Source organism: Lysobacter soli, from assembly GCF_009755585.1.
Taxonomy (GTDB): Bacteria; Pseudomonadota; Gammaproteobacteria; order Xanthomonadales; family Xanthomonadaceae; genus Lysobacter_J; species Lysobacter_J soli.
Genome location: NZ_CP046603.1, coordinates 276,693 through 301,027 on the forward strand (window position 1 = coordinate 276,693; position 24,335 = coordinate 301,027).

At 68.8% G+C, this 24,335-nt stretch carries 18 protein-coding genes; 10 read left to right on the plus strand and 8 right to left on the minus strand.

Annotated elements, in window-relative coordinates; genetic code table 11:
* Positions 1 to 4: 4 nt before the first annotated feature.
* The gene (locus tag GOY17_RS01200) at positions 5 to 700 is read right to left on the minus strand and encodes a glutathione S-transferase N-terminal domain-containing protein (RefSeq protein ID WP_157028952.1); all 696 of its coding nucleotides are present in this window, start codon (positions 698 to 700) and stop codon (positions 5 to 7) included.
* 170 nt (positions 701 to 870) lie between these two features.
* On the opposite strand from GOY17_RS01200, the gene GOY17_RS01205 reads away from it, so the two are divergent.
* Positions 871 to 1,425, plus strand: a complete 555-nt coding sequence (locus GOY17_RS01205; protein ID WP_157028953.1) for a TIGR00645 family protein — start codon at positions 871 to 873, stop codon at positions 1,423 to 1,425.
* 3 nt (positions 1,426 to 1,428) lie between these two features.
* Here the strand turns inward: GOY17_RS01205 and GOY17_RS01210 are convergent, their stop codons facing one another.
* Positions 1,429 to 2,418, minus strand: a complete 990-nt coding sequence (locus GOY17_RS01210; protein ID WP_157028954.1) for a M61 family metallopeptidase — start codon at positions 2,416 to 2,418, stop codon at positions 1,429 to 1,431.
* A gap of 62 nt (positions 2,419 to 2,480) precedes the next feature.
* Here GOY17_RS01210 and uvrD point away from each other — a divergent pair, with 62 nt between their 5' ends.
* Positions 2,481 to 4,673: a DNA helicase II gene (gene uvrD / locus GOY17_RS01215; RefSeq protein WP_157028955.1), complete on the plus strand. Its 2,193-nt coding sequence runs from the start codon at positions 2,481 to 2,483 to the stop codon at positions 4,671 to 4,673.
* A gap of 214 nt (positions 4,674 to 4,887) precedes the next feature.
* Here the strand turns inward: uvrD and GOY17_RS01220 are convergent, their stop codons facing one another.
* The 4 genes from GOY17_RS01220 to GOY17_RS01235 form a co-directional block, all read right to left on the minus strand.
* Positions 4,888 to 5,130 (minus strand): hypothetical protein, encoded by a 243-nt coding sequence (locus tag GOY17_RS01220; RefSeq protein WP_115842713.1) that lies wholly within the window; start codon positions 5,128 to 5,130, stop codon positions 4,888 to 4,890.
* A 114-nt stretch (positions 5,131 to 5,244) separates the two neighbouring features.
* Positions 5,245 to 5,985 carry a 2OG-Fe(II) oxygenase gene (locus GOY17_RS01225; RefSeq protein WP_157028956.1) on the minus strand — a complete coding sequence of 247 codons (741 nt, stop codon included), beginning with the start codon at positions 5,983 to 5,985 and terminating at the stop codon, positions 5,245 to 5,247.
* A complete protein-coding gene (locus GOY17_RS01230; RefSeq protein WP_157028957.1) occupies positions 5,982 to 6,728 on the minus strand; it encodes a bifunctional transcriptional activator/DNA repair enzyme AdaA in 747 nt (248 codons plus the stop codon). Before GOY17_RS01230 ends, GOY17_RS01225 begins: the two co-directional genes overlap by 4 nt.
* A gap of 90 nt (positions 6,729 to 6,818) precedes the next feature.
* A complete protein-coding gene (locus tag GOY17_RS01235) occupies positions 6,819 to 7,112 on the minus strand; it encodes a DUF2782 domain-containing protein (RefSeq protein WP_198173764.1) in 294 nt (97 codons plus the stop codon).
* Between the two features lie 126 nt (positions 7,113 to 7,238).
* Between GOY17_RS01235 and polA the strand changes: the two genes are divergently transcribed.
* Together polA and GOY17_RS01245 are read left to right on the plus strand one after the other, a co-directional pair.
* Positions 7,239 to 10,013 carry a DNA polymerase I gene (gene polA / locus GOY17_RS01240; RefSeq protein ID WP_157028958.1) on the plus strand — a complete coding sequence of 925 codons (2,775 nt, stop codon included), beginning with the start codon at positions 7,239 to 7,241 and terminating at the stop codon, positions 10,011 to 10,013.
* 556 nt (positions 10,014 to 10,569) lie between these two features.
* The gene (locus tag GOY17_RS01245; RefSeq protein WP_157028959.1) at positions 10,570 to 11,061 is read left to right on the plus strand and encodes a DUF421 domain-containing protein; all 492 of its coding nucleotides are present in this window, start codon (positions 10,570 to 10,572) and stop codon (positions 11,059 to 11,061) included.
* Positions 11,062 to 11,070: 9 nt separating this feature from the next.
* Here the strand turns inward: GOY17_RS01245 and hemF are convergent, their stop codons facing one another.
* Positions 11,071 to 11,994 carry an oxygen-dependent coproporphyrinogen oxidase gene (gene hemF / locus GOY17_RS01250; RefSeq protein WP_157028960.1) on the minus strand — a complete coding sequence of 308 codons (924 nt, stop codon included), beginning with the start codon at positions 11,992 to 11,994 and terminating at the stop codon, positions 11,071 to 11,073.
* Between the two features lie 117 nt (positions 11,995 to 12,111).
* Here hemF and GOY17_RS01255 point away from each other — a divergent pair, with 117 nt between their 5' ends.
* Both GOY17_RS01255 and GOY17_RS01260 read left to right on the plus strand, forming a co-directional pair.
* Positions 12,112 to 13,791 carry a DUF3300 domain-containing protein gene (locus tag GOY17_RS01255; RefSeq protein WP_157028961.1) on the plus strand — a complete coding sequence of 560 codons (1,680 nt, stop codon included), beginning with the start codon at positions 12,112 to 12,114 and terminating at the stop codon, positions 13,789 to 13,791.
* A 28-nt stretch (positions 13,792 to 13,819) separates the two neighbouring features.
* Entirely contained in the window at positions 13,820 to 14,716 is an 897-nt protein-coding gene (locus GOY17_RS01260) for a DUF2950 domain-containing protein (protein ID WP_157028962.1), read from the plus strand.
* Between the two features lie 217 nt (positions 14,717 to 14,933).
* On the opposite strand, the gene GOY17_RS01265 is transcribed toward GOY17_RS01260, so the two are convergent.
* Positions 14,934 to 17,348 carry a S9 family peptidase gene (locus GOY17_RS01265; RefSeq protein WP_157028963.1) on the minus strand — a complete coding sequence of 805 codons (2,415 nt, stop codon included), beginning with the start codon at positions 17,346 to 17,348 and terminating at the stop codon, positions 14,934 to 14,936.
* A gap of 157 nt (positions 17,349 to 17,505) precedes the next feature.
* On the opposite strand from GOY17_RS01265, the gene GOY17_RS01270 reads away from it, so the two are divergent.
* From GOY17_RS01270 to GOY17_RS01285, 4 genes are all read left to right on the plus strand, one after another.
* Entirely contained in the window at positions 17,506 to 18,909 is a 1,404-nt protein-coding gene (locus tag GOY17_RS01270; RefSeq protein ID WP_157028964.1) for a cytochrome ubiquinol oxidase subunit I, read from the plus strand.
* A complete protein-coding gene (cydB, locus tag GOY17_RS01275) occupies positions 18,909 to 19,922 on the plus strand; it encodes a cytochrome d ubiquinol oxidase subunit II (protein ID WP_157028965.1) in 1,014 nt (337 codons plus the stop codon). The genes GOY17_RS01270 and cydB overlap by 1 nt, the downstream gene beginning before the upstream one ends.
* A gap of 562 nt (positions 19,923 to 20,484) precedes the next feature.
* The gene (locus GOY17_RS01280) at positions 20,485 to 20,754 is read left to right on the plus strand and encodes a YcgL domain-containing protein (RefSeq protein ID WP_157028966.1); all 270 of its coding nucleotides are present in this window, start codon (positions 20,485 to 20,487) and stop codon (positions 20,752 to 20,754) included.
* A gap of 37 nt (positions 20,755 to 20,791) precedes the next feature.
* Positions 20,792 to 24,079: an ankyrin repeat domain-containing protein gene (locus GOY17_RS01285; RefSeq protein ID WP_157031550.1), complete on the plus strand. Its 3,288-nt coding sequence runs from the start codon at positions 20,792 to 20,794 to the stop codon at positions 24,077 to 24,079.
* The last annotated feature ends 256 nt before the right edge of the window (positions 24,080 to 24,335 follow it).

Below are 24,335 nucleotides of genomic sequence, written 5' to 3' on the forward strand. Positions count from 1 at the left end.
TTCTTCATGCGTTGGAGTTGGCGGGCGTTCCGAAGAGGATCTTGTGCATTTCCGGCGTCATCTCGCGCTTGGCGCCGTAGCGCTCGGCCAGCGCGTAGGCGCGCTGCACGGCAGGGCGCTGGGCGACGGCTTCGTGCCATCGGCGGACGTTGGCGAATTCGGCCAGGTCCAGCGGCGCCTTCGTGTAGGGATTGACCCACGGGTGCGCGGCCATGTCGGCGATGGAGTAGTCGCCGGCGATGAAGTCGCGGCCTTCCAGCTGGCGGTCGAGCACGCCCAGCAGGCGCAGCACTTCGCGCTTGTAGCGGTCCTTTGCGTAGGCGATGTCTTCCGGCGCGTAGACGTGGAAATGACCGTACTGGCCGGTCATGGGGCCTAGGCCGCCGATCTGCCAGTGCAACCACTGGCTTACCAGCGTGCGCCCGCGCAGGTCCTGCGGTACGAAACGGCCGGTCTTGTTGGCGAGGTAGGCGAGGATCGCGCCGGACTCGAACACGCTGACGTGCATGCCCTCGTCGCCGGGGTCGCGATCGACGATGGCCGGCATCTTGTTGTTCGGGGAGATCTTGAGGAACTCCGCCTTGAACTGGTCGCCGGCGCCTATGTCGACCGGGTGGATCGTGTATTCCAGCCCGGCTTCCTCGAGGAAGATCGTGATCTTGTGGCCGTTGGGGGTGGGCCAGTAATGCAGGTCGATCATGGGGGCGGAACTCCGCGGGCTGGGGGCCGTCCAGTGTAAGGGCAGGGGCGGTGTGCCCGGTCCGGCCGGACGCAATGCTGAATTCCAACGTCCTTCAGGCGCGCATTGGCGGCTGTCATGGCCGGCCGGTACCCTAGCCGGCCCCCCGATCCCGAACCGAGCGCCGCCGCATGTCCGACCCGCGTCCCGCCCCGATGAACCCGCTTCCCGCCCTGATCTTCTCCTCGCGCTGGCTGCAGTTGCCGCTGTACCTGGGGCTGATCGTCGCGCAGGGCGTGTACGTGGTGCTGTTCCTGAAGGAACTGTGGCACCTGATGCTCCACGCCACGGAGTGGACCGAGCAGCAGATCATGCTGATGGTGCTCGGCCTCATCGACGTGGTGATGATTTCCAACCTGCTCGTGATGGTGATCGTCGGCGGTTACGAGACCTTCGTCTCGCGCCTGCGCCTGGAAGGCCATCCCGACCAGCCCGAATGGCTGAGCCACGTCAACGCAAGCGTGCTGAAGGTGAAGCTGGCGATGGCGATCATCGGCATCTCCTCGATCCACCTGCTGAAGACCTTCATCGCGATCGGCAGCCTCGGTTCGGCCAACAGCACCTACACCGCCGAAGGCGTGATGTGGCAGACGATCATCCACTGCGTCTTCATCCTGTCTGCCATCGGCATCGCCTACACCGACAAGCTGATGGCGCAGGCCGTCGTGAAGCACAAGGCGCATTGACCGCTACGGCGCCGCCGGTCGCGCGGCGCCATTGGCCGTGATCGAACGACGCACTGCCGTGCCGGGTGCACCGTCATCGAACGCGAGCGCATCGCCGCGCCGCGTAATGCCAAGCTCGCGATACACCGCATCCAGCGACGGGAACGCGCGCGATTCCACCAGTCGCGCGTAGTTCGACGAGAACACGTTCGTGCCGGAGAGCCGGTCGAGTTCGGCGATGAACTGCGTCGGCGCCGTCTCGCCGGTGCCGCTGAGGCAGCAGTCCGCATACTTCGACAGGACCGCATCCAGGCTCTTTGCGTGGTCGCGTCGCAGCGCGACGTCGGCCTGCAGCCAGAACGCCGCGCCCGCCCAGTACACGCGCATCGTGCCTTCGTGCGTGCGGCTGAGTTCGACCAGCGGCATGCCGCTGGTTTCGCGGCGGCCACGACCGAAGCCGGCGTCGAGCAGCGTCCACGCTTGTTCCGGCGAAAGCAGCCCGGCGCGGGCGCGCAGCACGTTCTGGTAATAGCTCGCGAGTCCTTCCGACAGCCAGCGGCCGTCGCGCCCCATGTACGGGTGGAACAGGTGCGAGAGCTCGTGGATCGCCGTCCAGTCGGCGCGAAGTTCCGCCGGGGTCGCGTCGTCGCGCACGAACAGCAGCACCGCCGTGTCGCCGCGCCGCAGCGTCTGGCCCCACGGCACCGGGCTTTCGTCGTCGCGGGCGGCTTCGCGCGCGACCTGCTCGATGCGCACGCGCGCGCTGTGCAGCGGGTATCGGCCGAACGCGGTCAGCTGCGCCTGCGCGACTTCGGCCAGCCAGTCCTGCAACTGCGCGCGGCGGCGTGCGTCGTCCACGCCGATGACGCTGACCTGCAGCGCGCTGTCGCCGGCACGCAGGGTGCGTTCGGCGTCGGGGGCGGCATCGGAAGCCGCCTGCGCGGCGCTGCCGGCCGAGGTGGTGGCGAAGATCAGCCCGGCCGCGATCCGCAGCGTTTTCGACGTCGGACGCATTCAGCTCCCTCCGCGATGGCCCGCGACGCGGGCGATGAGACCGCCGCCGCTACAATACCCGCATGGATGTCTCCCACCTGCTCGACGCGCTGAATCCAGCGCAGCGCGAGGCCGTCAGCGCCCCGCCCGGTCATTACCTCGTCCTCGCCGGCGCCGGTTCCGGCAAGACCCGCGTGCTCACGCACCGCATCGCCTGGATGAACGAAGTCCACGGCGTGCCGACCCACGGCATCCTCGCGGTGACCTTCACCAACAAGGCCGCCGGCGAGATGCGCCACCGCGTCGACGGCCAGCTGCGCCACGGCGCGCGCGGCATGTGGATCGGCACCTTCCACGGACTCGCGCATCGCCTGCTGCGCCTGCACTGGCAGGAAGCGAAGTTGCCCGAAGGCTTCCAGGTGCTCGATTCGGACGACCAGCTGCGCCTGGTCAAGCGCGTCGTGCAGGCGCTGGAATTCGACGAAACGCGCTTTCCGCCGCGACAGATCGTGTGGTGGATCAACGCGCAGAAGGACGAAGGCCGCCGCCCGCACAACCTGCAACCGACGTCCGGCGATCCGTGGGCCGATGTCATGCACAAATGCTACGAGGCCTACCAGGAGCGCTGCGAACGCGCGGGCCTGGTCGATTTCGCCGAGCTCCTGCTGCGCGCGCACGAACTGCTGCGCGACAACCCGGCGCTGCTGGCGCATTACCGGCATCGCTTCCGCGAGATCCTTGTCGACGAGTTCCAGGACACCAACGCGATCCAGTACGCGTTCGTGCGCGTGCTCGCGGGCGACACCGGGCACGTGTTCGTCGTCGGCGACGACGACCAGTCGATCTACGGCTGGCGCGGCGCGAAAGTCGAGAACATGCAGCGGTTCCTGAAGGATTTCTCCGGCACGCACACGATCCGGCTGGAGCAGAACTACCGCTCCAGCGCGAACATCCTGGAAGCGGCGAACGCGGTCATCGCGCACAACCCGGATCGGCTGGGCAAGAACCTCTGGACCGACAGCGGCACGGGCGAGCCGATCGACCTGTACGCCGCGTACAACGAGATGGACGAGGCGCGCTTCGTCGTCGAACGCCTGCGCCAGTGGGTGCGCGACGGCGGCAGCTATGGCGAAGTCGCCATCCTCTACCGCAGCAACGCGCAATCGCGCGCGTTCGAAGAGTCGCTGCTGTCCGAACAGGTGCCGTACCGTGTGTACGGTGGCCTGCGCTTCTTCGAGCGAGCCGAAATCAAGGACACGCTGGCGTACCTGCGCCTCATCGCCTCGCGCCTGGACGACGCCGCCTTCGAGCGCGCGGTGAATACGCCCACGCGCGGCATCGGCGAGCGCACGCTTGACGAAGTGCGGCGCCGCGCGCGTGCCGATGGCGTGTCGCTGTGGGAGGCGTCGCGTCGGATCGTCGGCGAGAACGGCCTGGCGGCTCGCGCGCGCAATGCAGTCGCGGGCTTCCTCGCGATGATCGACGACCTCGACAACGAACTGGCGTCGATGACGCTGCCGGAGAAGATCGACCACGTGTTGATCCGCTCGGGCCTTCGCGAGCATTACTTCAACGAATCGCGCGGCCAGCTGGATTCGCGCGTGGACAACCTCGACGAACTGGTCTCCGTCGCTTCGCGCTTCACGCGCAGCGACGACGAGGACGCGGCGGCGATGCCGGAACTGGTGGCCTTCCTCAGCTACGCCGCGCTTGAAGCCGGCGAAGGCCAGGCGCAGGCCGGCGAGGAAGGCGTGCAGCTGATGACGCTGCACAGCGCGAAGGGGCTGGAATTCCCGCTGGTGTTCCTCGCCGGCATGGAAGAGGGCGTGTTCCCGAGCGGTCGCTCCACGGAAGAGTCCGGTCGCCTCGAAGAGGAGCGGCGCCTGGCGTACGTCGGCATCACGCGCGCGCGGCAGAAGCTCGTGCTCAGCTATGCCGAATCGCGCCGCATCCACGGCGCGGACATGTACGGCGTGCCGTCGCGCTTCCTGCGCGAGATCCCGGCGCCGCTGCTCAACGAAGTGCGTCCGAAGGTGCAGGTCTCGCGCCCGTACAGCGGCGGCGTGCAACGCGGCGTGCTGGGCGCCAGTCGCGGCCACGCGCCGCTGGAGCAGCCGGCGGTGCGGTTGGGCTCGCAGGTGAAGCATCCGTCGTTCGGCATGGGAACCGTGACCGATTACGAAGGCAGCGGCGCGCACGCCCGCGTGCAGGTGAACTTCGACGATGCCGGCAGCAAGTGGCTGGTGCTGGCGTATGCGAATCTGCAGCCGGCGTGAGGCAGCAGCCGTTAGATGGCAACGCTTGCGTCTGTGGGAACGTCATCCCGGCGAAAGCCGGGATCCAGGCTGATCGCGCGTCAGATTGCGATGCGGGGACTGCGGATGAGCTTCCAGCCTGGGTCCCGGCTTTCGCCGGGATGACCGCGGAAAGAAGGCCGGCAAGTGGTTCGACCCGTTCGGCTCGAGGTGGAAACGGGCTCGAACGCCCGCCTCACTTCCTCAACTTCACCGTCTCATCGAGCGAGCCATCGGGCAGCAGCGCCACGCAGCGCTTGCGGTCGCGGTCGAACAGCACCGGCATCGGGTCCTGGAACAGCGGTCGGCGGACGAACTCCAGCGTCCACTGGAAATGCTCCAGCTGCTCCAGCGTGCGCGTCTGCTCGGGCGTGAGGCCGGCCCGCAGCGCGGCGGCGTCGGGTGTCGGCTTGGGCGTGCGTCGTTCTTTCCCGGACACTCCGGTCGTTCCTCCGTTGCGCCGCATGAAGACGGTGCGGCGACCCGTTAACGGCGTCGCGCGAGGAAACTTGAGCCCGCGGACATCGATCGACGCGAAGACTATGGCGCAGGCTTACAGCGCGTCGTGAAACACGATGCCCAAAGTGTGACGTCGACCTGAACGCACGCGGCTGACGCCGTGCCGCAGGTTCACGCGGTACGTCCCGCGCGTTCCCTTCACGGGCCGGTGATGCACGGCGAACACGACCGCATTGCCACGTCGCAGCGGCACCACCTCGGCGCGCGACTGCATGCGCGGTCGCTGCTCCGTGAGCACGAATTCGCCGCCATCGAAGTCGACATCCGGCTCCGACAACAGCACCGCCATCTGCAGCGGAAAGACGTGTTCGCCGTACAGGTCCTGATGCAGGCAGTTGTAGTCGCCGGCGTCGTAGCGCAACAGCAGCGGCGTCGGCCGCGTCTGTCCGGCGTCATGGCAGCGTTGCAGGAAATCGGCGTGGGCCTCGGGATAGCGCATGTCGAGCCCCATCGTCTGGTTCCACCGGTTCGCCACGGGCGACAGGTGCGGATACACCGCCGTGCGCAGCATCGTGACCGTGTCCGGCAGCGGGTACGCGAAGTAGCGGTACTCGCCGCTGCCGAAGCCGTGGCGCGCCATCACGACACGGCTGCGGAATCCGTCCGGCCGGTCGTAGAGCGCGGCGATCGCGCGGCATTCGGTTTCGTCGAGCAGGCCCGGCAGGATCGCGTGGCCGCAGGCGTCGAGCGACGCGGCGACGCGATCCCAGTCCTGCCATGCGATGCGCTGGGCGAGCGCCTTCGCGTCGCGACGCAGGGCGACGGCGGCGCTCATGCGTGCGCCTCGCGCTGCAGCAGCGCCCGCTTGCGTGCGACGCCCCAGCGGTAGCCGGAGAGGCCGCCGTCGGCTGCCACCACGCGATGGCACGGCACGACCACGGCCAGCGGGTTCGCCGCGCATGCGGCCGCGACGGCCCGCGCCGAATCCGGCACGCCGAGACGCCGCGCCAGCTCGCCGTAGCTCACGGTCGAGCCCGCCGGAATGCGGCGCAGCGCCTGCCAGACCTTCACCTGGAACGGCGTGCCCTGCAGGTCGACGGGCACGCCGAACCCGAGGTGTGGCGCCTCGATGCAGTCGACGACCGCTTCCAGCACCGCCTGCACGCCCCCCGCGTCCACCGCGAGCGCCACGCCGGGAAGCCGCGATTGCAGATCGCGCACCAGACCGTCGGCGTCATCGCCGAACAGCACCGCCCGCAATCCCGCATCGCCCTGCGCGACCAGCGCGAGCCCGAGCGAGGTGTCGCCGATGGCGAAGCGGATGGTCTGGCGCACGTTATCGCGGCGCGGATGGCAACGCCGGCATGCGCGGAAACCGGCGCGTTCGGCGTCGTCCGGCGTTGCGTGAAAGTCTACGTTCCGCGGCAGCGGCCGGCGCGCGGCGCACGAGGGCCGGCAGTACACGCCGGTGGTCTTCACCGAATAGACGAAGCGCCCGTCGGCGGCGCGATCGCGTGCGCACAGCGCGAGCCAGCGCGGGTCGCGTTCGATGTCGAAGGAAAGTGTCTGGAGCGTCATCGCGTTCTCCCGTGGGAAGTCACGCGATGGAGTCTGTACGGCGCGCCGCACGCCCGATATCCGGATCGTGCAGCGGCTTTGCGGCGCGGATTACCAGCTCAGCAACTTGTACTGCACCGGCGAGATCGGACCTTCGCCCTTGCTGCTGTCGAGGATGCCGTCGGCGTTGTTGTCGACGAGGTAGTACACCGGACCACGTGTGGGCGTGATGCGCACCACGCGCAGCTGGCCGGCGACGTAGTACTCGTCGATGGTGTCGCCGCCGCTGACGGTGCGCGAGCGCACTTCGGGATCCTGGAGCCCGACCGTCGGATCGTCGCTGCCCATCGTCGCGCAGCCGATCAGGGTCAACGGGAGCAGCAGGGCGAGCAGAGCGTGGCGCATGGCGGACTCCTTGCCGGTCGGCGGGATGCGGATGGCGATGCCGCAAGGATACGCGCCGGGGCCGCTGCGAGGGGTGACGGGCCGGCCTGCACGGTCGCCAAAGCCGTGCAGCGTAGAATTCCGGCCATGACCGACACGCCCCGCCTCGTCCTCATCGACGGCTCCAGCTATCTCTATCGCGCCTTCCACGCGCTCCCGCCGCTCACCAACGACGCCGGCGAACCCACCGGCGCCTTGTTCGGCGTGGTCAACATGCTGCGCGCGACGCTGAAGGAGCAGCCCGCGTATGTGGCCTTCGTCGTGGACGCGCCGGGCAAGACCTTCCGCGACGACCTGTATCCCGAGTACAAGGCCAACCGCGCCGCGATGCCCGATGAACTGCGCGCGCAGGTGCAGCCGATGTGCGACATCGTCAACGCGCTGGGCATGACGATCCTGCGCATCGAAGGCGTCGAAGCCGACGACGTCATCGGCACGCTCGCCGTGCGCGCGGCCGAGCAGGGCATCGACGTCACCATTTCGACCAGCGACAAGGACTTCGCGCAACTCGTGCGTCCCGGCATCGCGCTGGTCAACACGATGAGCGGCAGCCGGCTCGATTCGGAAGCCGGCGTGATCGACAAGTTCGGCGTGCGGCCGGACCAGATCATCGACCTGCTCGCGCTCATGGGCGACAGCGTCGACAACATCCCCGGCGTCGAGAAGTGCGGCCCGAAGACCGCGGCGAAATGGCTCGGCGAATACGGCACGCTCGACAACGTCATCGCGCATGCGGAGTCGATCAAAGGCAAGATCGGCGAGAACCTCCGCGCCGCGCTGCCGCGCCTGCCGCTCAACCGCACGCTGACGACCATCCGCACCGACGTCGATCTCGATCGCGGCCCGACCGACCTCGCGCTGCGCGATCGCCACGTTGATGAATTGCGCGAACTCTACGCGCGCTATGGCTTCAAGCAGGCGCTGCGCGAGCTCGAAGGCCCGGGCGCGGTGGTCGAGGATCACGCGAACAGCCCGACGGGCCTTCGCAACACGGCCGCTGGCCACGCGCGTTCGGGCGCGCCGGCGGAAGCGGTCGACCCATCGCTGTCGGCCAAGGGCGATTACGAGGCGATCCTGACGCCGGAGCAGTTCGACGACCTGCTTACGCGACTGCGGGATTCGGAGGAGTTTGCGTTCGACACCGAAACCGACTCGCTGGATCCCATGCAGGCCAACCTCATCGGCCTGAGTCTCGCGGCGGAACCGGGCCGCGGCGCGTACCTGCCGCTCGGCCACGATTATCCGGGCGCGCCTAAGCAGCTCGACCGCACCGAGACGCTGGCCGCGCTGCGCACGCTGTTCGAGGACCCCACGCGCAAGAAGATGGGCCAGCACGGCAAGTACGACCTGCATGTGCTGCGTCGAAACGGCATCGAAGTTCGCAATTACGCCGACGACACGATGCTGCAGAGCTTCGTCTACAACGCGACGGCGACGCGTCACGACATGGATTCGCTGGCCAAACGCTATCTCGGCTACGACACCGTGCGCTACGAGGACGTCGCCGGAAAGGGCGCGAAATCGATTCCGTTCTCGCAGGTGTCCATCGAGGACGCGATGCGTTACGCCGCCGAGGACGCCGACGTCACGCTGCGCCTGCATCGCGTGCTTTCGCCGAAGGTCGAAGCGGTGCCGGGCCTGGCGCACGTGTACCACGAGATCGAAATGCCGCTGGTGCAGGTGCTGGAACGCGTCGAAGCCAACGGCGTGATGGTCGATGCCGATGAACTGCGCCGGCAATCGGCCGACCTCGGCAAGCGCATGCTCGCCGCGCAGCAGAAGGCGACGGAGCTGGCCGGTCGCACCTTCAACCTGGATTCGCCCAAGCAGCTCGGGCAATTGCTGTTCGACGAACTGAAACTGCCGGCGCTGGTGAAGACGCCGTCCGGTGCGCCGTCGACCAATGAGGAAGCGCTGGAAGCGATCGCCGACCAGCACGAATTGCCGCGGGTGATCCTGGAATACCGCGGCTTGTCGAAGCTGCGCAGCACGTACACCGACAAGTTGCCGGAGATGGTGAACCGCGACACCGGCCGCGTGCACACCAGCTACCACCAGGCCGGCGCGGCGACGGGACGTCTCGCGTCGAGCGATCCGAACCTGCAGAACATCCCCATCCGCACCGACGACGGCCGCCGCATCCGGCAGGCGTTCGTTGCGCCGGAAGGCCGCTGCATCGTGGCGTGCGACTACTCGCAGATCGAGCTGCGGATCATGGCGCACCTGTCGGAGGATCCGAGCCTGCTGCGTGCGTTCGAATCCGGCGCCGACATCCATCGCGCGACGGCGGCGGAAGTCTTCGGCAAGCCGTTCGACGAGGTCAGCAACAACGAGCGCCGCGCCGCGAAGGCCATCAACTTCGGCCTGATGTACGGCATGGGCGCGTTTGGCCTGGCGCGGCAGCTGAACATCTCGCGCGGCGAGGCGCAGGACTACATCGCGCTGTACTTCAGCCGATACCCGGGCGTGCGCGATTTCATGGAGCGCACGCGCCAGCAGGCGCGCGAGCAGGGGTACGTGGAAACCGTATTCGGCCGCCGCCTGTACCTGGACAACATCCACGCGCGGAACCAGGGCCTGCGCGCGGGCGCCGAGCGAGCGGCGATCAACGCGCCGATGCAGGGCACCGCCGCGGATATCATCAAGCTGGCGATGATCTCCATCGATGGCTGGCTGGCCGATCACCGCGACCGCGCGCTGATGGTGCTGCAGGTGCACGACGAACTGGTGTTCGAGGTCGAGACCGGTTTCGTAGACACCCTGGTGAACGAGGCGCGCGACCGCATGTCCCGGGTGGCCGGATTGCGGGTTCCGCTGCTGGTCGATAGCGGTATCGGCGCGAACTGGGACGAGGCCCACTGACCGTTCGTCGGAAGCCGGATCCGGCAGTTTTCGTGCCACGGCCGCCGGGAGGCGGATTTCGCGCGGAACGCGGGGAAAAACGTTTCCAATTCGGTGAATGCCTCCTGAATCCAACGAATTGTTAACCCGGATCTTCACGAACCATCCATGTACGGAATGGTCATATAGGTCGCGACAGGTGCAACGCCTGTCGCCGATCTCTCCCTCCCCTGGAGTGATCCCGGAGCGAAGGCCCCTCCCCAGGTCCCGCTCCCCAGCCCCGCCGGCCCCCCCTGCCTGCGGGGCTTTTTATTTCTGGCGTCGCCAGAAATAAACCCAAAGTTTCGCGTCGCAAAACTTTGGGCCCCCGCGCCGATGCTTCCGATCCCCGCGGCTGCCGCCGCGCCCCCTTACCAAGGGGGCTGGATTCTCCGGCTGCCAATCAGCGACTTCATTCCATATTCCCCGTCATCCCGGCGAAAGCCGGGACCCAGGCCGTCACGCCATCCGCTTGCCGTGAGTTCTCCTCCAGACGCTTTACCGCTAGCGTTCCCGCATCGCGGAAGCGGAGGCGGCCATGTTCGAGATGTCGATGCCGTGGTGGGAGTTCATCCTGCGCGCGGTGGTGGTGTACGTCGTGCTGCTGGGGATGATCCGGATCTCGGGCAAGCGGACGATGGGGCAGTTCACCGCTTTCGACATGCTGCTGATCGTGCTGCTCGGCAATGCGGTGCAGAACGCGCTGCTCGGCAAGGACACGTCGATGACGGGCGGGCTGCTGCTCGCGGCCACGCTCATCGTGCTGAACTGGTCGGTGGGCCTGCTCACTTCGCGCAGCCGCAAGATGGAGCGCCTGCTCGAAGGGGTGCCGGTCGTGCTTGCGCACAACGGAAACGTCTATCGCGACGTGCTGCGGCGCGAGCTGGTCAGCCGCTACGACTTCTCCAAGGCCATGCGCGAGGCAGGCTGCAACGACGTGGACCGCATCCACCTCGCGCTGCTGGAAACCGACGGTCGCATCACCATCCTGTTGCGCGAACCGCCGGGCGATGGCGACGAGGACGTCTGAGCTGCGCGATCAGCCCAGCTCGGCGAGCCAGTCGCGCGGGCGCAGGTAATCGGCCAGGCGCGCCTCGGGGCTGCCGTCTTCGGGTTCGAAGCCGTATTCCCATCGCACCAGCGGCGGCAGGCTCATGAGGATCGATTCGGTGCGTCCGCCCGACTGCAGGCCGAACAGCGTTCCGCGATCGAAGACCAGGTTGAACTCGACGTAGCGGCCGCGGCGGTACAGCTGGAACTGCCGCTCGCGTTCGCCGTGCGGCGTGTCCTTGCGACGCTCGACGATGGGCAGGTACGCATCGAGGAAACCGTCGCCCACGGCGCGCAGGTAGGCGAAGTCGGCATCGGCGTCCTCATGCAGGTCGTCGAAGAACAGGCCGCCGACGCCGCGCGTTTCGTTGCGGTGCTTCAGGAAGAAATACTCGTCGCACCAATGCTTGTGCTTCTCGTAGCGCGCCTGGCCGCCGAAGGGTCCGCACAGCTCGCGCGCAGTGCGGTGCCAGTGCAGCACGTCCTCGTCCACCGGATAGAACGGCGTGAGGTCGAAGCCGCCGCCGAACCACCACGCCACCGTTTCGCCATCGCGCACGGCGCGGAAGTGGCGCACGTTCGCGTGCGTGGTCGGCAGGTGCGGATTGCGCGGATGGAACACCAGCGAGACACCGACCGCGCGCCACGACGCGCCGGCCAGTTCCGGCCGCGCGGCGGTGGCCGACGGCGGCAGCTTCGTGCCGGAGACGTCGGAAAAGCCGATCCCCGCCTGTTCGAACACCGCGCCGTCGCGGAGGATGCGCGTACGCCCGCCGCCGCCTTCCGGACGCTGCCACACGTCCTCGCGGAAGCGCGCGCGGCCGTCGGCGTGCTCGATCGCGGCGCAGATGCGGTCCTGCAGGTCGGTGAGGTAGGCGCGGACGTCGTCGAAGGCCGGGGCAGGCGAGCTCATGTTCACAGGGACATAGCGGGGCAGGCGCGCATGATAGCCGCCGCCCGTTCAGGGGGCCGTCGAAGGACCGGCGTTGCGCCGGGGCCATCGACGCTCTTCAGGTGTGGGAGGTGTGTGATGCGCATGCTCCGCCCGTGTGTGCTGTCCGCCGTTCTCGTCGCCGCGCTGTCGGCGACCTCGTGCAAGCGCGAGGCCGCGCCCGCGGCCACCACTGCGCCGGCACCCGCCGCTCCCGCGCCCGCCGCCACGACACCGGCCGCGACGACCGCAGCGCCGGCGCAGCGTGTGTTCGCGCAGGAAGAGCTCGACCAGATGGTCGCGCCGATCGCGCTGTATCCCGATTCGCTGCTGACGCAGGTGCTGATGGCGGCGACGTATCCGGGCAACGTCGCCGACGCCGTCGCGTGGTCGAAGGCGCACCCCGACGCGAAGGGTGACGCCGCGGTGAAGCTGGTCGCGGACCAGCCGTGGGATCCGAGCGTGCAGTCGCTGGTCGCCTTCCCGCAGGTGATGTCGACGCTTTCGCAGGATCCGGGCTGGGTGCAGCGCCTGGGCGATGCGTTCCTCGCGCAGCCGGGCGACGTGATGGACGCCGTGCAGCGGCTGCGTCGCGCCGCGCAGGCCGCCGGCAATCTGCAGAGTTCGGAACAGCAGAAGGTCACGGTCGTGGCGGCACCGCCCGCACCGGCGCCGGTCGTGGTCGAGGGGCAGGCGCCACCTCCGCCGCCGCCGACGCAGATCATCCAGATCGAGCCGGCCAATCCCGAAGTCGTCTACGTGCCCAGCTACAACCCGACCACCGTGTACGGGTCATGGCCGTATCCGTCGTATCCGCCCGCGTACTACCCGCCGGCACCGGCGTGGTATCCGGGCAGCGTGCTCGCCGCCGGCCTCGCGTTCGGCACCGGCGTCGCGGTCGCCGATGCGCTGTGGGGCGACTGGGACTGGCATGGCGGCGACGTCGACATCGACGTGAACCGCTACAACAACATCAACGTCAACCGGCAGATCGACGCGAGCCGCAGCACGTGGCGGCACGACGCGAATTTCCGCGGCGACGTGCCGTATCGCGATGCGCGCAGCCGCGAACAGTTCGGCCAGCAGCGACTGCCCGGCGCCGACCAGCGCCAGCAGTTCCGCGGGAACGATGCGGCGCATCAGGCCAATCGCGATCGCGCGCGGCAGGAGATGGAACGTCGCGGCTTCGAAGCACCGGCGGCCAGCAACCGCCAGGCGCAGGAGCGCGCGCGCGAAGCGGGACGCGACATCCAGAATCGATCCGGGGGGCTCGATTCGCGCCCCGGGCAGGGCGGCGCCGGCGTGCAGCGCGATCCGTCGCGCGAACGCGCCCGCGAGACCGCGCAGGCGCGCACGCGGGATGTTTCGCAACGCGACGCGTCACGCGACCACGCGCGCGAGGTCGCGCAGCAGCGCGGCGATCGCGCGCAGGCAGGCACGCATCGCGACGCCGGCCCGCGCACGACGCACGCCAATGCACAGCAGCGCGACCATGCCCGCAACGAGGCGCGCGGTGCGCAGGCGCAGCACATGCAGCGCTCGCAGGCGAACCAGCCGCGCCTGCAGGATCACGCGCAGCAGCGGCAGACGCACGAGGTGTCGCGCAACAACGCCTTCGAGGGCGCGCGGCACCCGCAGCAGTCACGCCAGCAGCTCGAACGCGGGCAGCAGAGCCGGCAGATGCAGCAGCGGCCGCAATCGCAGCGCTCGGGCGGGCACCAGGTGCAGCGGCAGTCGCGCCCGTCGCACGGCGGCGGTGGCGCGCGTCGCCGCGGTTGATCGCGCAGGTTCGAGGAGGAGTCCTTCGATGAAACTTGCAAACCCCTTGCTGCTGGCCTTGCTGGTCGCGCTGTGCGTTTCGCCGGCCTTCGCGCAGAGCGCCTATCCCACGGCCGACGCCGCGGCCGACGCCTTCGTCGCAGCAGTCGAGAAGCACGACCAGGCCGCGTTGCAGAAGGTGCTCGGCGCGCAGTGGCGCGACTACATCCCGACCGAAGGTATCGACCAGGACGATGTCGACGCGTTCCTTGCGATGTGGAAGCAGTCGCATCGCATCCTCGCCGAGGGCGCGACGGCGAAGCTGGCTGTGGGCGACGGCGGCTGGACGCTGCCGATTCCGCTGAAACAGGACAAGAGCGGCTGGCGCTTCGACCCGAAGGCCGGCGGCGAGGAAATGCGCGTGCGACGCATCGGTCGCAATGAGCTTGCCGTGCTGCAGGCGGTGCAGGCCTACCGCGACGCGCAGCTGGATTACGCCGAGGACGACCACGATGGCGACGGGGTGCTCGAATACGCGCAGCACATCCTCAGCAGCGACGGAAAGCACGACGGGCTCTACTGGCCCGAAGACGGCAGCGCGGACGTGAGCCCGCTCGGCCCGCTGTTCGGCGACGACCTGCCGAAGGGCGATTACCTCGGTTACCGCTACCGCATCCTGACCTCTCAGGGCGCCTCGGCGCCGGGCGGCGCGCGCAACTACCTCGTCGACGGACGCATGACGCGCGGCTTCGCGCTGGTCGCATGGCCGGCGAAATACGGCGATACCGGCGTGATGAGCTTCATGATCGGCCCGGACGGGCAGGTGTTCGAGAAGGATCTCGGGCCGGGCGGCGAAGCGATCGCGAAAGGGATGAAGGGCTTCGATCCGGATTCGAGCTGGAGCGAGGCGAAGATGCCGGCGGTGGAGGCTGCGGCGACGCGGTGATCGCCGCGCCTTCTCAGCTGTCATTCCCGCGAAGGCGGGAATCCATCTGTCAGACGTTGCAAGCTTTCCGGCGAACGTGATGCGCCGGAAGGATGGATTCCCGCCTTCGCGGGAATGACGACCCAGGAACAGCGACGGCTCAAAAACAAAGCCCCTCTCCGGGGAGAGGGGCTCCAATCACATCCGCTGGTTCATTCGACGGATACTTCGGCGTCGCTTACTTCAACGTCCGCTCGAACAGCTCGTAGATGCGGCGGTACTCGTCGTACCAGCTGTCCGAACGCGTGAAGCTGTGGCGTTCCAGCGGGTACGGCGCGATTTCCCACTTGTCCTTGCGCAGTTCGATCAGGCGCTGGCTCAGCATCACCGAATCCTTGAAGAACACGTTTTCGTCGATCATGCCGTGGGCGATCAGCAGGTTGTCCTGCAGCTTGTCGGCGAAGTTGATCGGCGAGGAGACCTGGTAGGCCTCCGGGTCGAGTTCCGGCGTGTTGAGGATGTTGCTGGTGTATTCGTGGTTGTACTGCGACCAGTCGGCGACCGGGCGCAGCGCGGCGCCGGCCTTGAACGTGCCCGGCGAGCGGAACAGCGCCATGAACGTCATGAAGCCGCCGTACGAACCGCCGTAAATGCCGGCGTGGTCCTTGTCGCCCTGCTTGTTGGCGACCAGCCAGTCCAGGCCGTCCAGGTAATCCTCCAGTTCCGGATGACCCATCTGGCGATAGATCGCCGTGCGCCAGTCGCGGCCGTAGCCTTCGGACGCGCGGTAATCCAGGTCGAGCACCACGTAACCCTGCTGCACGAGCAGGTTGTGGAACATCTGCTCGCGGAAGTAGTTCGGATAACGCTCCGACACGTTCTGCAGGTAACCGGCGCCGTGCACGAACATCACGACCGGATACTTGCGGCCCGGCTCGTAGTTCTTCGGGCCGTAGAACTTGCCCCACACCACGCCCGCGCCATGCTTGCTCGGCACCTGCACGTACTCGGGCTGGATCCACTGGCGGCCCTTGAATTCAGGCTTGCGCGTGTCGGTCAGCTGCGTGGCGTTGCCGCCGGCGGCATTCACCACCGACAGCTGCGGCGGCATGTAGCTGGCCGAATGGCGCACGAGCACCTTGCTGCCATCCGGCGAAAGCGTGAAGTCTTCCACGCCGTCGAGCGAGGTCACTTCGCGCACGTCGCCACCGGCGACCGGCACGGCGCAGACTTCGTAATCGCCCGGCCACTTGCGGTTGCAGGTGAAGAAGAACGATGTGCCATCGGCCGAAAGCGTCGGCGCCGAGACCTCCCACTTGCCGCTGGTGAGCTGGCGCGACTTGCCGCCGTCGTTCACGTACAGGTGCGAATAGCCGCCGCGTTCGGACAGGAACCACAGCGAGCCGTCGCGGGTCCAGCCGAAATCGTTGAAGCCCCAGTTGATCCACGCCTTGTCGGTGAGGCGGTCGCGCGTGACCAGCTTCGTGTTCGCCGCGTCGCCGCTCGCCGGCGAGAGCGAGACGATCCAGCGATCCTTGTTGTCGACCGCACGCACGAGCATCGCGACATTGCGCGAATCATCACTCCAGTGGATCGCCGGGCCCGAACCGTCGCCGTCGCTTTCGATGCGGACCGGACGATCGCCCTTCAGCGGATCCTGCTTGGCGGCCTTGCGCATCGCGGCGAGCGGATCGTCCTTGATGCCCGGCAGCGAATCGAACTTCAGTTCGGTCGCCTTCGATGCATTGACGTCCACCAGCCACAGGCGATGCGGCAGCGGATCGTTGCGGCCCACGCGCGTGCGTGCGTCCTCGAATTCCTCGTAACCCGATTCGGTCACGTACTTGGGCATCTTGCCGGCCTGGCCTTCGTCGGCGCCCTTGGCCGTGGTGACGACGAGCAGCCAGCGGCCGTCCGGCGACAGCGCGCTGTCGGCGACGACGACGTCGGTGCCCAGGTACGTCGGCGCGGGTGCGCGCGTGGGATCGGCGCGACGCCAGGCTTCGTTCTGGTCGCGCGCGCCGTCGCGCAGTTCCTTGTCCTTCTTCAGCGTGGCGATCATCGCCAGCTGGCGTTCGCGGAGATCGTCGGCCTTCGGCGGCGCGGCGGGATCCTTTTCGGCCTTCACCACCGCGGCCTGGCTCACGCCGCGACCGGCGCGCCACTGGTACCAGTCGTTGGCCTGGCGGAAGACGAGGTTGCCGTCGCTGCTCCACTGCGGCGTGGCTTCGTCGGCATTGGTGCGCGTGACCTGCGTCAGCGCGCCGGTGCGCAGGTCGCGCACGAAGACATCGCCGTTGCGGACGAACGCCATGCGCTGGCGCGATGCGTCGTACACGGCGCGCGGCGCGTCGAGGTCGGCGCGCGCGGCACCGTCGAGCACGGCGCCGTTGCCGCCCGCAACGGGTTGCTGGTACGTGTCGCGGATCGCAGCCCCTTCACGCTTGAGTTGGTACTGAACACGTTGGCCGTCCCAGGCCCACCAGGCCTGTTCGACCGGCGGACCGATCCAGTCGGGATCGGCCATGGCCTCGGTCAAGGTGACCGGCGTCTGCGCGCAGGCCGCGCTGGCCAGGAAGGCGCCGGTCGAAAGGACGGCGGCAAGGGAAGTCAGGCGCGCAAGGGAAGTAAGGCGGATGGGACGCGATGGCATGAGGTCGTACCGGCACGGTTGGACAAAACCCCCGCAGCCTAGCAGCCCGCCGCTTTGCCGGATCGGGTCATGCGTCATGGGTGGGACGATTTGGCCGAAGACAGCCTGCGCGAGGCGGCACACACTTCGTGCCCGGCCCCACCCGAGGAGCTGAGCCGTGGACCCGCTGCTGCTGTCGCGCATCCAGTTCGGATTCGTCATTTCGTTCCACATCCTGTTCCCGGCCTTCACCATCGGCCTCGCGAGCTGGCTGGCCTTCGTCGAATGGCGCTGGCTGCGCACGCGCGACACGCTCTGGCGCGATCTGTATTTCTTCTGGATCAAGATCTTCGCCGTGTCCTTCGGCATGGGCGTGGTGTCGGGCATCGTGATGAGTTTCCAGTTCGGCACGAACTGGGCGACGCTGAGCGAACAGGCCGGCAACATCCTCGGCCCGCTGCTGAGCTACGAAGTGCTCACCGCGTTCTTCCTGGAAGCGACGTTCCTCGGCGTGATGCTGTTCGGCTGGGGACGCGTGAGCGAGAAGCTGCACTTCCTCAGCACCTCGATGGTCGCGCTGGGCACGCTGATTTCCACGTTCTGGATCATCTCGGCCAACAGCTGGATGCAGACGCCGCAGGGCTACAGCATCGTCGACGGCGTGTTCCACCCGGACGACTGGTTCGCGATCATCTTCAACCCGTCGTTCCCGGTGCGGCTGGCGCACATGGTGCTCGCCGCGTTCATCACGACGTGCTTCGTGATCGGCGGTGTCGGTGCGTCGTACCTGCTGCGCGGCGTGCATGTCGATGCAGGCAAGCGGATGCTCAAGGCCGCCGTGTTGTTCGCGGCGATCACGGTGCCGGCGCAGGTGATCGTCGGCGACCTGCACGGACTGAACGCGCTCGAACACCAGCCGACGAAGGTCGCCGCGCTCGAAGGCCACTGGGAAAGCGAGCCCGAGGGCGAAGGCATGCCGTTCGTGGTGTTCGCGGTGCCGAACGAACGCGCCGAACGCAACGATTTCGAATTCGCCATTCCGCGCGCGGGCAGCATCATCCTCACGCATTCGTGGAACGGCGAGATCCCGCCGCTCAAATCCGTGCCGGCCAGCGAACGTCCGCCGGTGAAACCGGTGTTCTATGCGTTCCGCGTCATGGTCGGGCTCGGCACGCTGATGCTGATCCTCACGCTGTATTCGCTCTACCAGTTCTGGCGCGGACGCCTGTACGAATCGCGCCTGGCGCTGCGCGGCTGGCGCCTGCTGACGCTCGCGGGCTTCGTCTGCATGCTCGCCGGCTGGTACGTCACCGAGATCGGCCGCCAGCCGTACGTGATCTACGGCCTGCTGCGCACCGCGGACGCGGTGAGTCCGACGCTGGCGGCGGCGGCCGTGCTGACGTCGCTGATCGTCTACATGGTCGTCTACGCGATCGTGTTCGGCTCGGGCATGTGGTACCTCACGCGCCTGGTGAAGAAGGGGCCGCTGCCGCACGAACCGCCGCAGCACACGCGCGGCGGCGACAAGACGCCGGCGCGTCCGCTGTCCGCCGCAGGCGAGGATCTTGAGGAGGGCGTGTGATGGACTTGGCCACCGTGCTTCCCGTGATCTGGTTCGGCGTGATCGGCTTCGGCGTGCTGATGTACGTGGTGCTCGACGGCTTCGTGCTCGGGCTCGGCATCCTCGCGCCGTTCGCCGAAACCGAAGCGCAGCTCGATCACATGATGAACACCGCCGCGCCCATCTGGGACGGCAACGAAACCTGGCTGGTGCTCGGCGGCGCGGGCCTGCTCGCGGCGTTTCCGAAGGCGTACGCGGTGGTGTTGTCGGCGCTCTATTTGCCGGTGCTGTTGATGCTCATCGCGCTCGTGTTCCGCGGCGTCGCGTTCGAATTCCGCTTCAAGGCCAATCGCGCGAAGTTCGCATGGGGACTCGCGTTCTCGCTGGGTTCGATGGTGTGCGCGTTCGCGCAGGGCGTGATCCTCGGCGCGCTGGTGGAAGGCATGCCGCTGCAGGACGGCAAGTACATGGCCGGCGCGTTCGGCTGGTTCAGCCCGTTCTCGATGCTGACCGGCATCGCGGTGCTGTTCGGCTACGCGCTGTTGGGGTCCACGTGGCTGATCCTGAAAACCGAAGGCCGCATGCAGGACATCGCGCGCGGCCTGACGCGGCCGCTGGTGCTGGTGGTCGTCGCGTTCATGGGGCTGGTGAGCGCGTGGCTGCCGTTCCTGGACTCGCGGGTGATGGCGCGTTGGTTCGAGGACGGGAATTTCTGGTGGCTCGCGCCGGTGCCGCTGCTGGCGCTCGCCAACGCCTTCGCGCTGTGGCGCGCGGCGATGCGCCGCGGGCGCGATGCGAAGCCGTTCGTGCTGACGCTGTGCTTCTTCGCGCTGGGCTTCGCCGGGCTGGTGCTCGGCATCTGGCCGAACATCGTGCCGCCCGGCCTGACGATCTGGGACGCCGCCTCGCCGCCGTCGTCGCAGGGCTTCGTGCTGGTGGGCCTGATCGTGCTGCTGCCCGCGATCCTGGGCTACACGTACTGGTCCTACAGCGTGTTCAAGGGGAAGGTCGCGGCGGACGCGGGGTATCACTGAATTGGGATTCGGGGCCCGGCGCCCGGGACTTGAAGCTCGGCACGCCGAGCTCTGAGTCCGAAACGTCGGGCTCAAAGCTCGGAGCGTCGAGATTGGAGCTCGGAAGGTCGAGCTCAAAGCCAGGAACGTCGAGTTCGAAGCTCGGGACGCGGAGCTCAAAGCTCGGAGCGTCGAGCTCAAAGCCCGGAATGCCGAGTTCCAAGCTCGGGATGCGGAGCTCGAAGCCCGGGACGCTGAGCTCCAACCTCGGAGCGTCGAGCTCAAAGCTCGGGACGCCGAGCTCAAAGCCCGGAGCGTCGAGCTCAAAGCTCGGGACGCCGAGCTCAAAGCTCGGGCCGTCGGGCTCCAGCCCGGAGCGTCGATCGCGAAGCGCGGGGCGTGCGCCTCGTAGGGCGGATCAAGCCTCCCGGCGCGTGCGGTCCGGGCACGCGCGGGTTCTGCCGCCTTCACACGCGCGCTTTATAAAACCGGAACCAGGAATCCCGAATCCACGCTTTGCGACGTTATGCTGTGGCGAAAATCTCGCCGCGCCGTCCCCCGCGCGCGCCTGCCGCCGGAACCGATGCAAGCCTACGTCTACAAGAGCCTCCGCAAGGCCGACACCTACGTTTACCTCGCGCAGCGCGACGACTTCGCGCGCCTGCCCGAACCGCTGCGCACGCAGCTGGGCACGCTGCACTTCGTGCTGGAAGTCGCACTGACCCCCGAACGCAAGCTGGCCCGCGAGGACGCCGCCGTCGTGCGCGAGAACCTCGCGCTGCGCGGTTTCCACCTGCAATTCCCGCCGAAGGTCGAAGACCCGATGCTGGAGGACTGGGGCACCGATGCCTGAGTCCACGCCTCCCGTCCGGGCCGCCCGCACCGCGTCGATGCCGCTGCGCATCGGCGGCGTGCTGGCCGGTGGTGTCCTGCTGGGCCTGATCGCGGGCGTCGGCGGCCTCGTGGCCGCGATCGCGGGCGTCCTCGCGCAGCCGTTGAACGCACTCGCCGTGCGCGCCTGGCGCGATGGCGGCCTGCCCGCGCGCCGTGAGGCCATCCGCGACGGCATCGCGCTCGCGCTGGTCTGGGGCGGCGCCGTCGCCGTGCTCGCCGCGCTGCTCGCCTGGCCGCTGTCCGCGCTGCTCTCCGGCGGCTCCCTGAGCGCCGCGCTCGGCGTGAGCGCCGTCGTCGGCCTGGCGCTGCTCGGCCTGTGGCGCGTGTGGCCGCTGTGGCTCGGCCTGGAACGCGACGGCGGTCCGGTTCGCGAACACTGGCACGCGCTGGGCGAACTCGAACTGGGCGCCTGGCGCGGCCTCGGTGTCGCGGCGATCGTGCTGGCGATGGCGGTGATCGTGGTGGCGCTGGCGTGGCCGCAGTTGCTCGGCGCCGGCGTCCGCTGGACGCTTGCGGTGCTGCTGGCGCTCGGCGCACCCGCGCTGCATGCGCTGCTCCAGCAGATCGAACCGGCCGACCCGTTGCCGGGCTTCGCCTTCGATGCCGATGAGGACGAGGTCGAACTCGACGAGCCGGTCGCGCTGACCGAAGGCGAACCGCTCGCGCCGCTGCTGTACGCCGCCGCGCGCGCCGGCCGCGTGGAGCGCGCGCTGGAGCTGATCGAACTGGGCGCCGACGTCACCGCGCCGCCGCCGGCCGACGATCGCGACCAGCGCAGCCTTGCCGTGCTCGCCGCGGTGTTGCCTGACCTGCGCCTGCTGCGCGCGCTGATCGCCAACGGCGCCGACCTCAACGCGAGCCACGCCGGCATGACGCCGCTGCTGGCCGCCACGCGCGACAGCTGGCACGGGCGCCCCGACGCGGTGATGACGCTGCTGGCCAACGGCGCCGACCCGCGCCTGACCGACAACGAAGGCAACACGCCGCTGCATCACGCCGCGCGCAGTTCCGATCCGGGGGTCGCCGCGCTGCTGCGCGATGCGGCCGCCGAACTGGATCCGCTCAACCGCGACGGTGTCTCCCCGCTCGGCATGGCCTGCGCGGTCGGCAACTGGCGCCTGGCGAAATTCCTGTTGGAACGCGGCGCGCGTCCGGAGCCCGTCGACGGCCAGCCGGCGCTGCTCGCCGCCGCCGGTGGCGAAGAGGACGACGCGGCCGGCGTCGCGCTGCTGCTCAAGCACAAGGCGAAGGTGGATGCGCGCGATCGCCGCGGCCGCACCGCGCTGCATGAGGCCGCGTTCGCCGGGCACGTGGACATCGCCGCGACGCTGCTCGCCGCGCACGCCGATCCGTCGATCCGCGACCACGACGGCCGCACGCCGTTCCTCGAAGCCGCGCGCGCCTCGCGCGAATCGCTGCTCGACAAGCTGCTGCAGCACCTGCCGCGGGGCGGCGCCGATGCCGCCACCAGCGCCGACGCGCGGGGCCGCACCGCGCTGATCCTGGCGTGCATGGCCGATTCGCCGTCGCCGACGCTGGTGCAGAAGCTCCTCGACCTGGGCAGCGATGCCGAACACCGCGACCCCGACGGCAAGCGCGCGATCGACCGCGCCGCCGAAGCCGGGCGCTGGTCACTGGTCGCCGCGCTCGATCGCGCCTACCCGCTGCCGGCCGCGCTCAGCGAGGACGCCGACGACGACGCGCCGCTGCCTGATCGCGCGCCGACCGTGCTGCTGCGCGATGGCCTGCGCGATGGTCGTGCGGACGAACTCGGCGGTCTCGCGCAACTGCTCAGCGCGAAGGAACGCGGGGCGCTGCTGCACGACGAAGATGCGATCGGCTCGGCCGAACGCGTGCGCTGGCTGCTCGCGCACGGCGCGGATCCGGAAGTGCGCGATCCGCAGCAGGGCGACACGCCGGTGCACGCGATGCTTGCGCGCATGCCCGAAGCGGAAACGTCGTTGCGCGCCCTGCTGGAACGCGCGGTGTCGCCGGCCGGTGCCGGCGGTCTGGCGCGCTTCCTCGCCTCGGCGCAGGGCAGTGCGGGCGACTCCGCATCGCTGGAAGCCCTCGCGCTCGATCTGCTGGAACGCGGCGCCGATCCGTTCGCGCGTTCGCCCGCCGGCGATCCGCCGCTCGCACTCGCCGTCCGCCTCGGCTGGGCCAGTCTGCTCGATCGTCTGCTCGCGATCGGCGTCGACCTCAATGCACGCGACAGCCATGGCATGAGCGCGCTGCATCTCGCCGCCGCGCTCGGACGCGACGGCATGCTGAAGCGGCTGGTCGCGCACGGCGCGGCGCCGGACCTGCTCGCCGCCGACGGCCAGACGCCGCTCGGCGTCGCGCTGTCGTCGGGACGTCGCGACCTCGCCGACTGGCTCGACTGGCGCGGCTGGCCGCTGCCGCGTCGTCTGCTGCAGGCGCAGGACATTCCGGCTGCGGCGATCGTCGGTGATGCGGACGCGGTGCGTCGCCTGCTCGACCTCGGCCTGCCCGTGGATGCCACCGACGCGCAGGGCTGCACCGCGCTGCTACGTGCGGCCGGCGGTGGTCATCGCGCCGTCGTCGACCTGCTACTCGCGCGCGGCGCGGATCCGGAGCGCACCGCGAACTCGGGCGCGACGCCGCTGTCGGCGGCGGTGAGCATGCGCCACGCCGACATCGTCGACCGCCTGCTCGCCGCGGGCGCGCCGCTCGAGCAGCGCCTGCCGGGAGATCTCACCGTGCTGATGGTCGCCTGCGCGCTGGGCCTGACCGATCTGGCCGCGCGCCTGCTCGCCGCGGGCGCCGACGTGCAGGCCTGCGATGCGCAGGGTCGCCAGGCGCTGCATTGCGCGGCGATGTACGGCTTCAACGCGCGCGAGCGTTCGCGCCTGGTCGCGTTGTTCGACACGCTGCTGCTGGCCGGCGTCGATGCCGACCAGCCGGCGGCCGGCGCCACGCCACTGCTGCTGTTGCTGGGCGCGCGCGCCGAACCCGGCAGCGATGCCGACGAGGACGTGCTGGTCGCCGGCCTGCAATTGCTGATCGACCACGACGCCTCGCTCGACGCCAAGGACCCGCGCGGCTTCGGCCCGCTGCATCTGGCGGCGCTGCATGGCCTGCCGCGCGTGGTGCAGTTCCTGCTGCGCGCCGGTGCGGATCCGGATCTGCGTGACGCCCTCAACCGCACGCCGCGCGAGATCGCGGTGATGCGCGGCTTCATCGACATCGCGGCGGAATTCGCACCGGCGACGCCGGGGCAGAACCTGTCGATGGCGAGGTTCCTGCGTGAGCCGCGTTGATTCGTTCGATTGTGGCTTCACACCAGGTATCGAGCCCCTCTCCCGACGGGAGAGGGGTTGGGGTGAGGTGCGGGGCGTGCGATCGCGCTGGCGCGCGCTGAGCCCGAAATCAGACTGGATTCCAGCTTTCGCTGGATGACGAGCGTTTGAGCCCCTCTCCCTCAGGGAGAGGGGTTGGGTGAGGGTCGGGGCGTGCGATCGCGCTGGCGCGCGCGATGCCTGCGTTCAGAGCCCGAGGCGAGCCGGACCGCGTGAT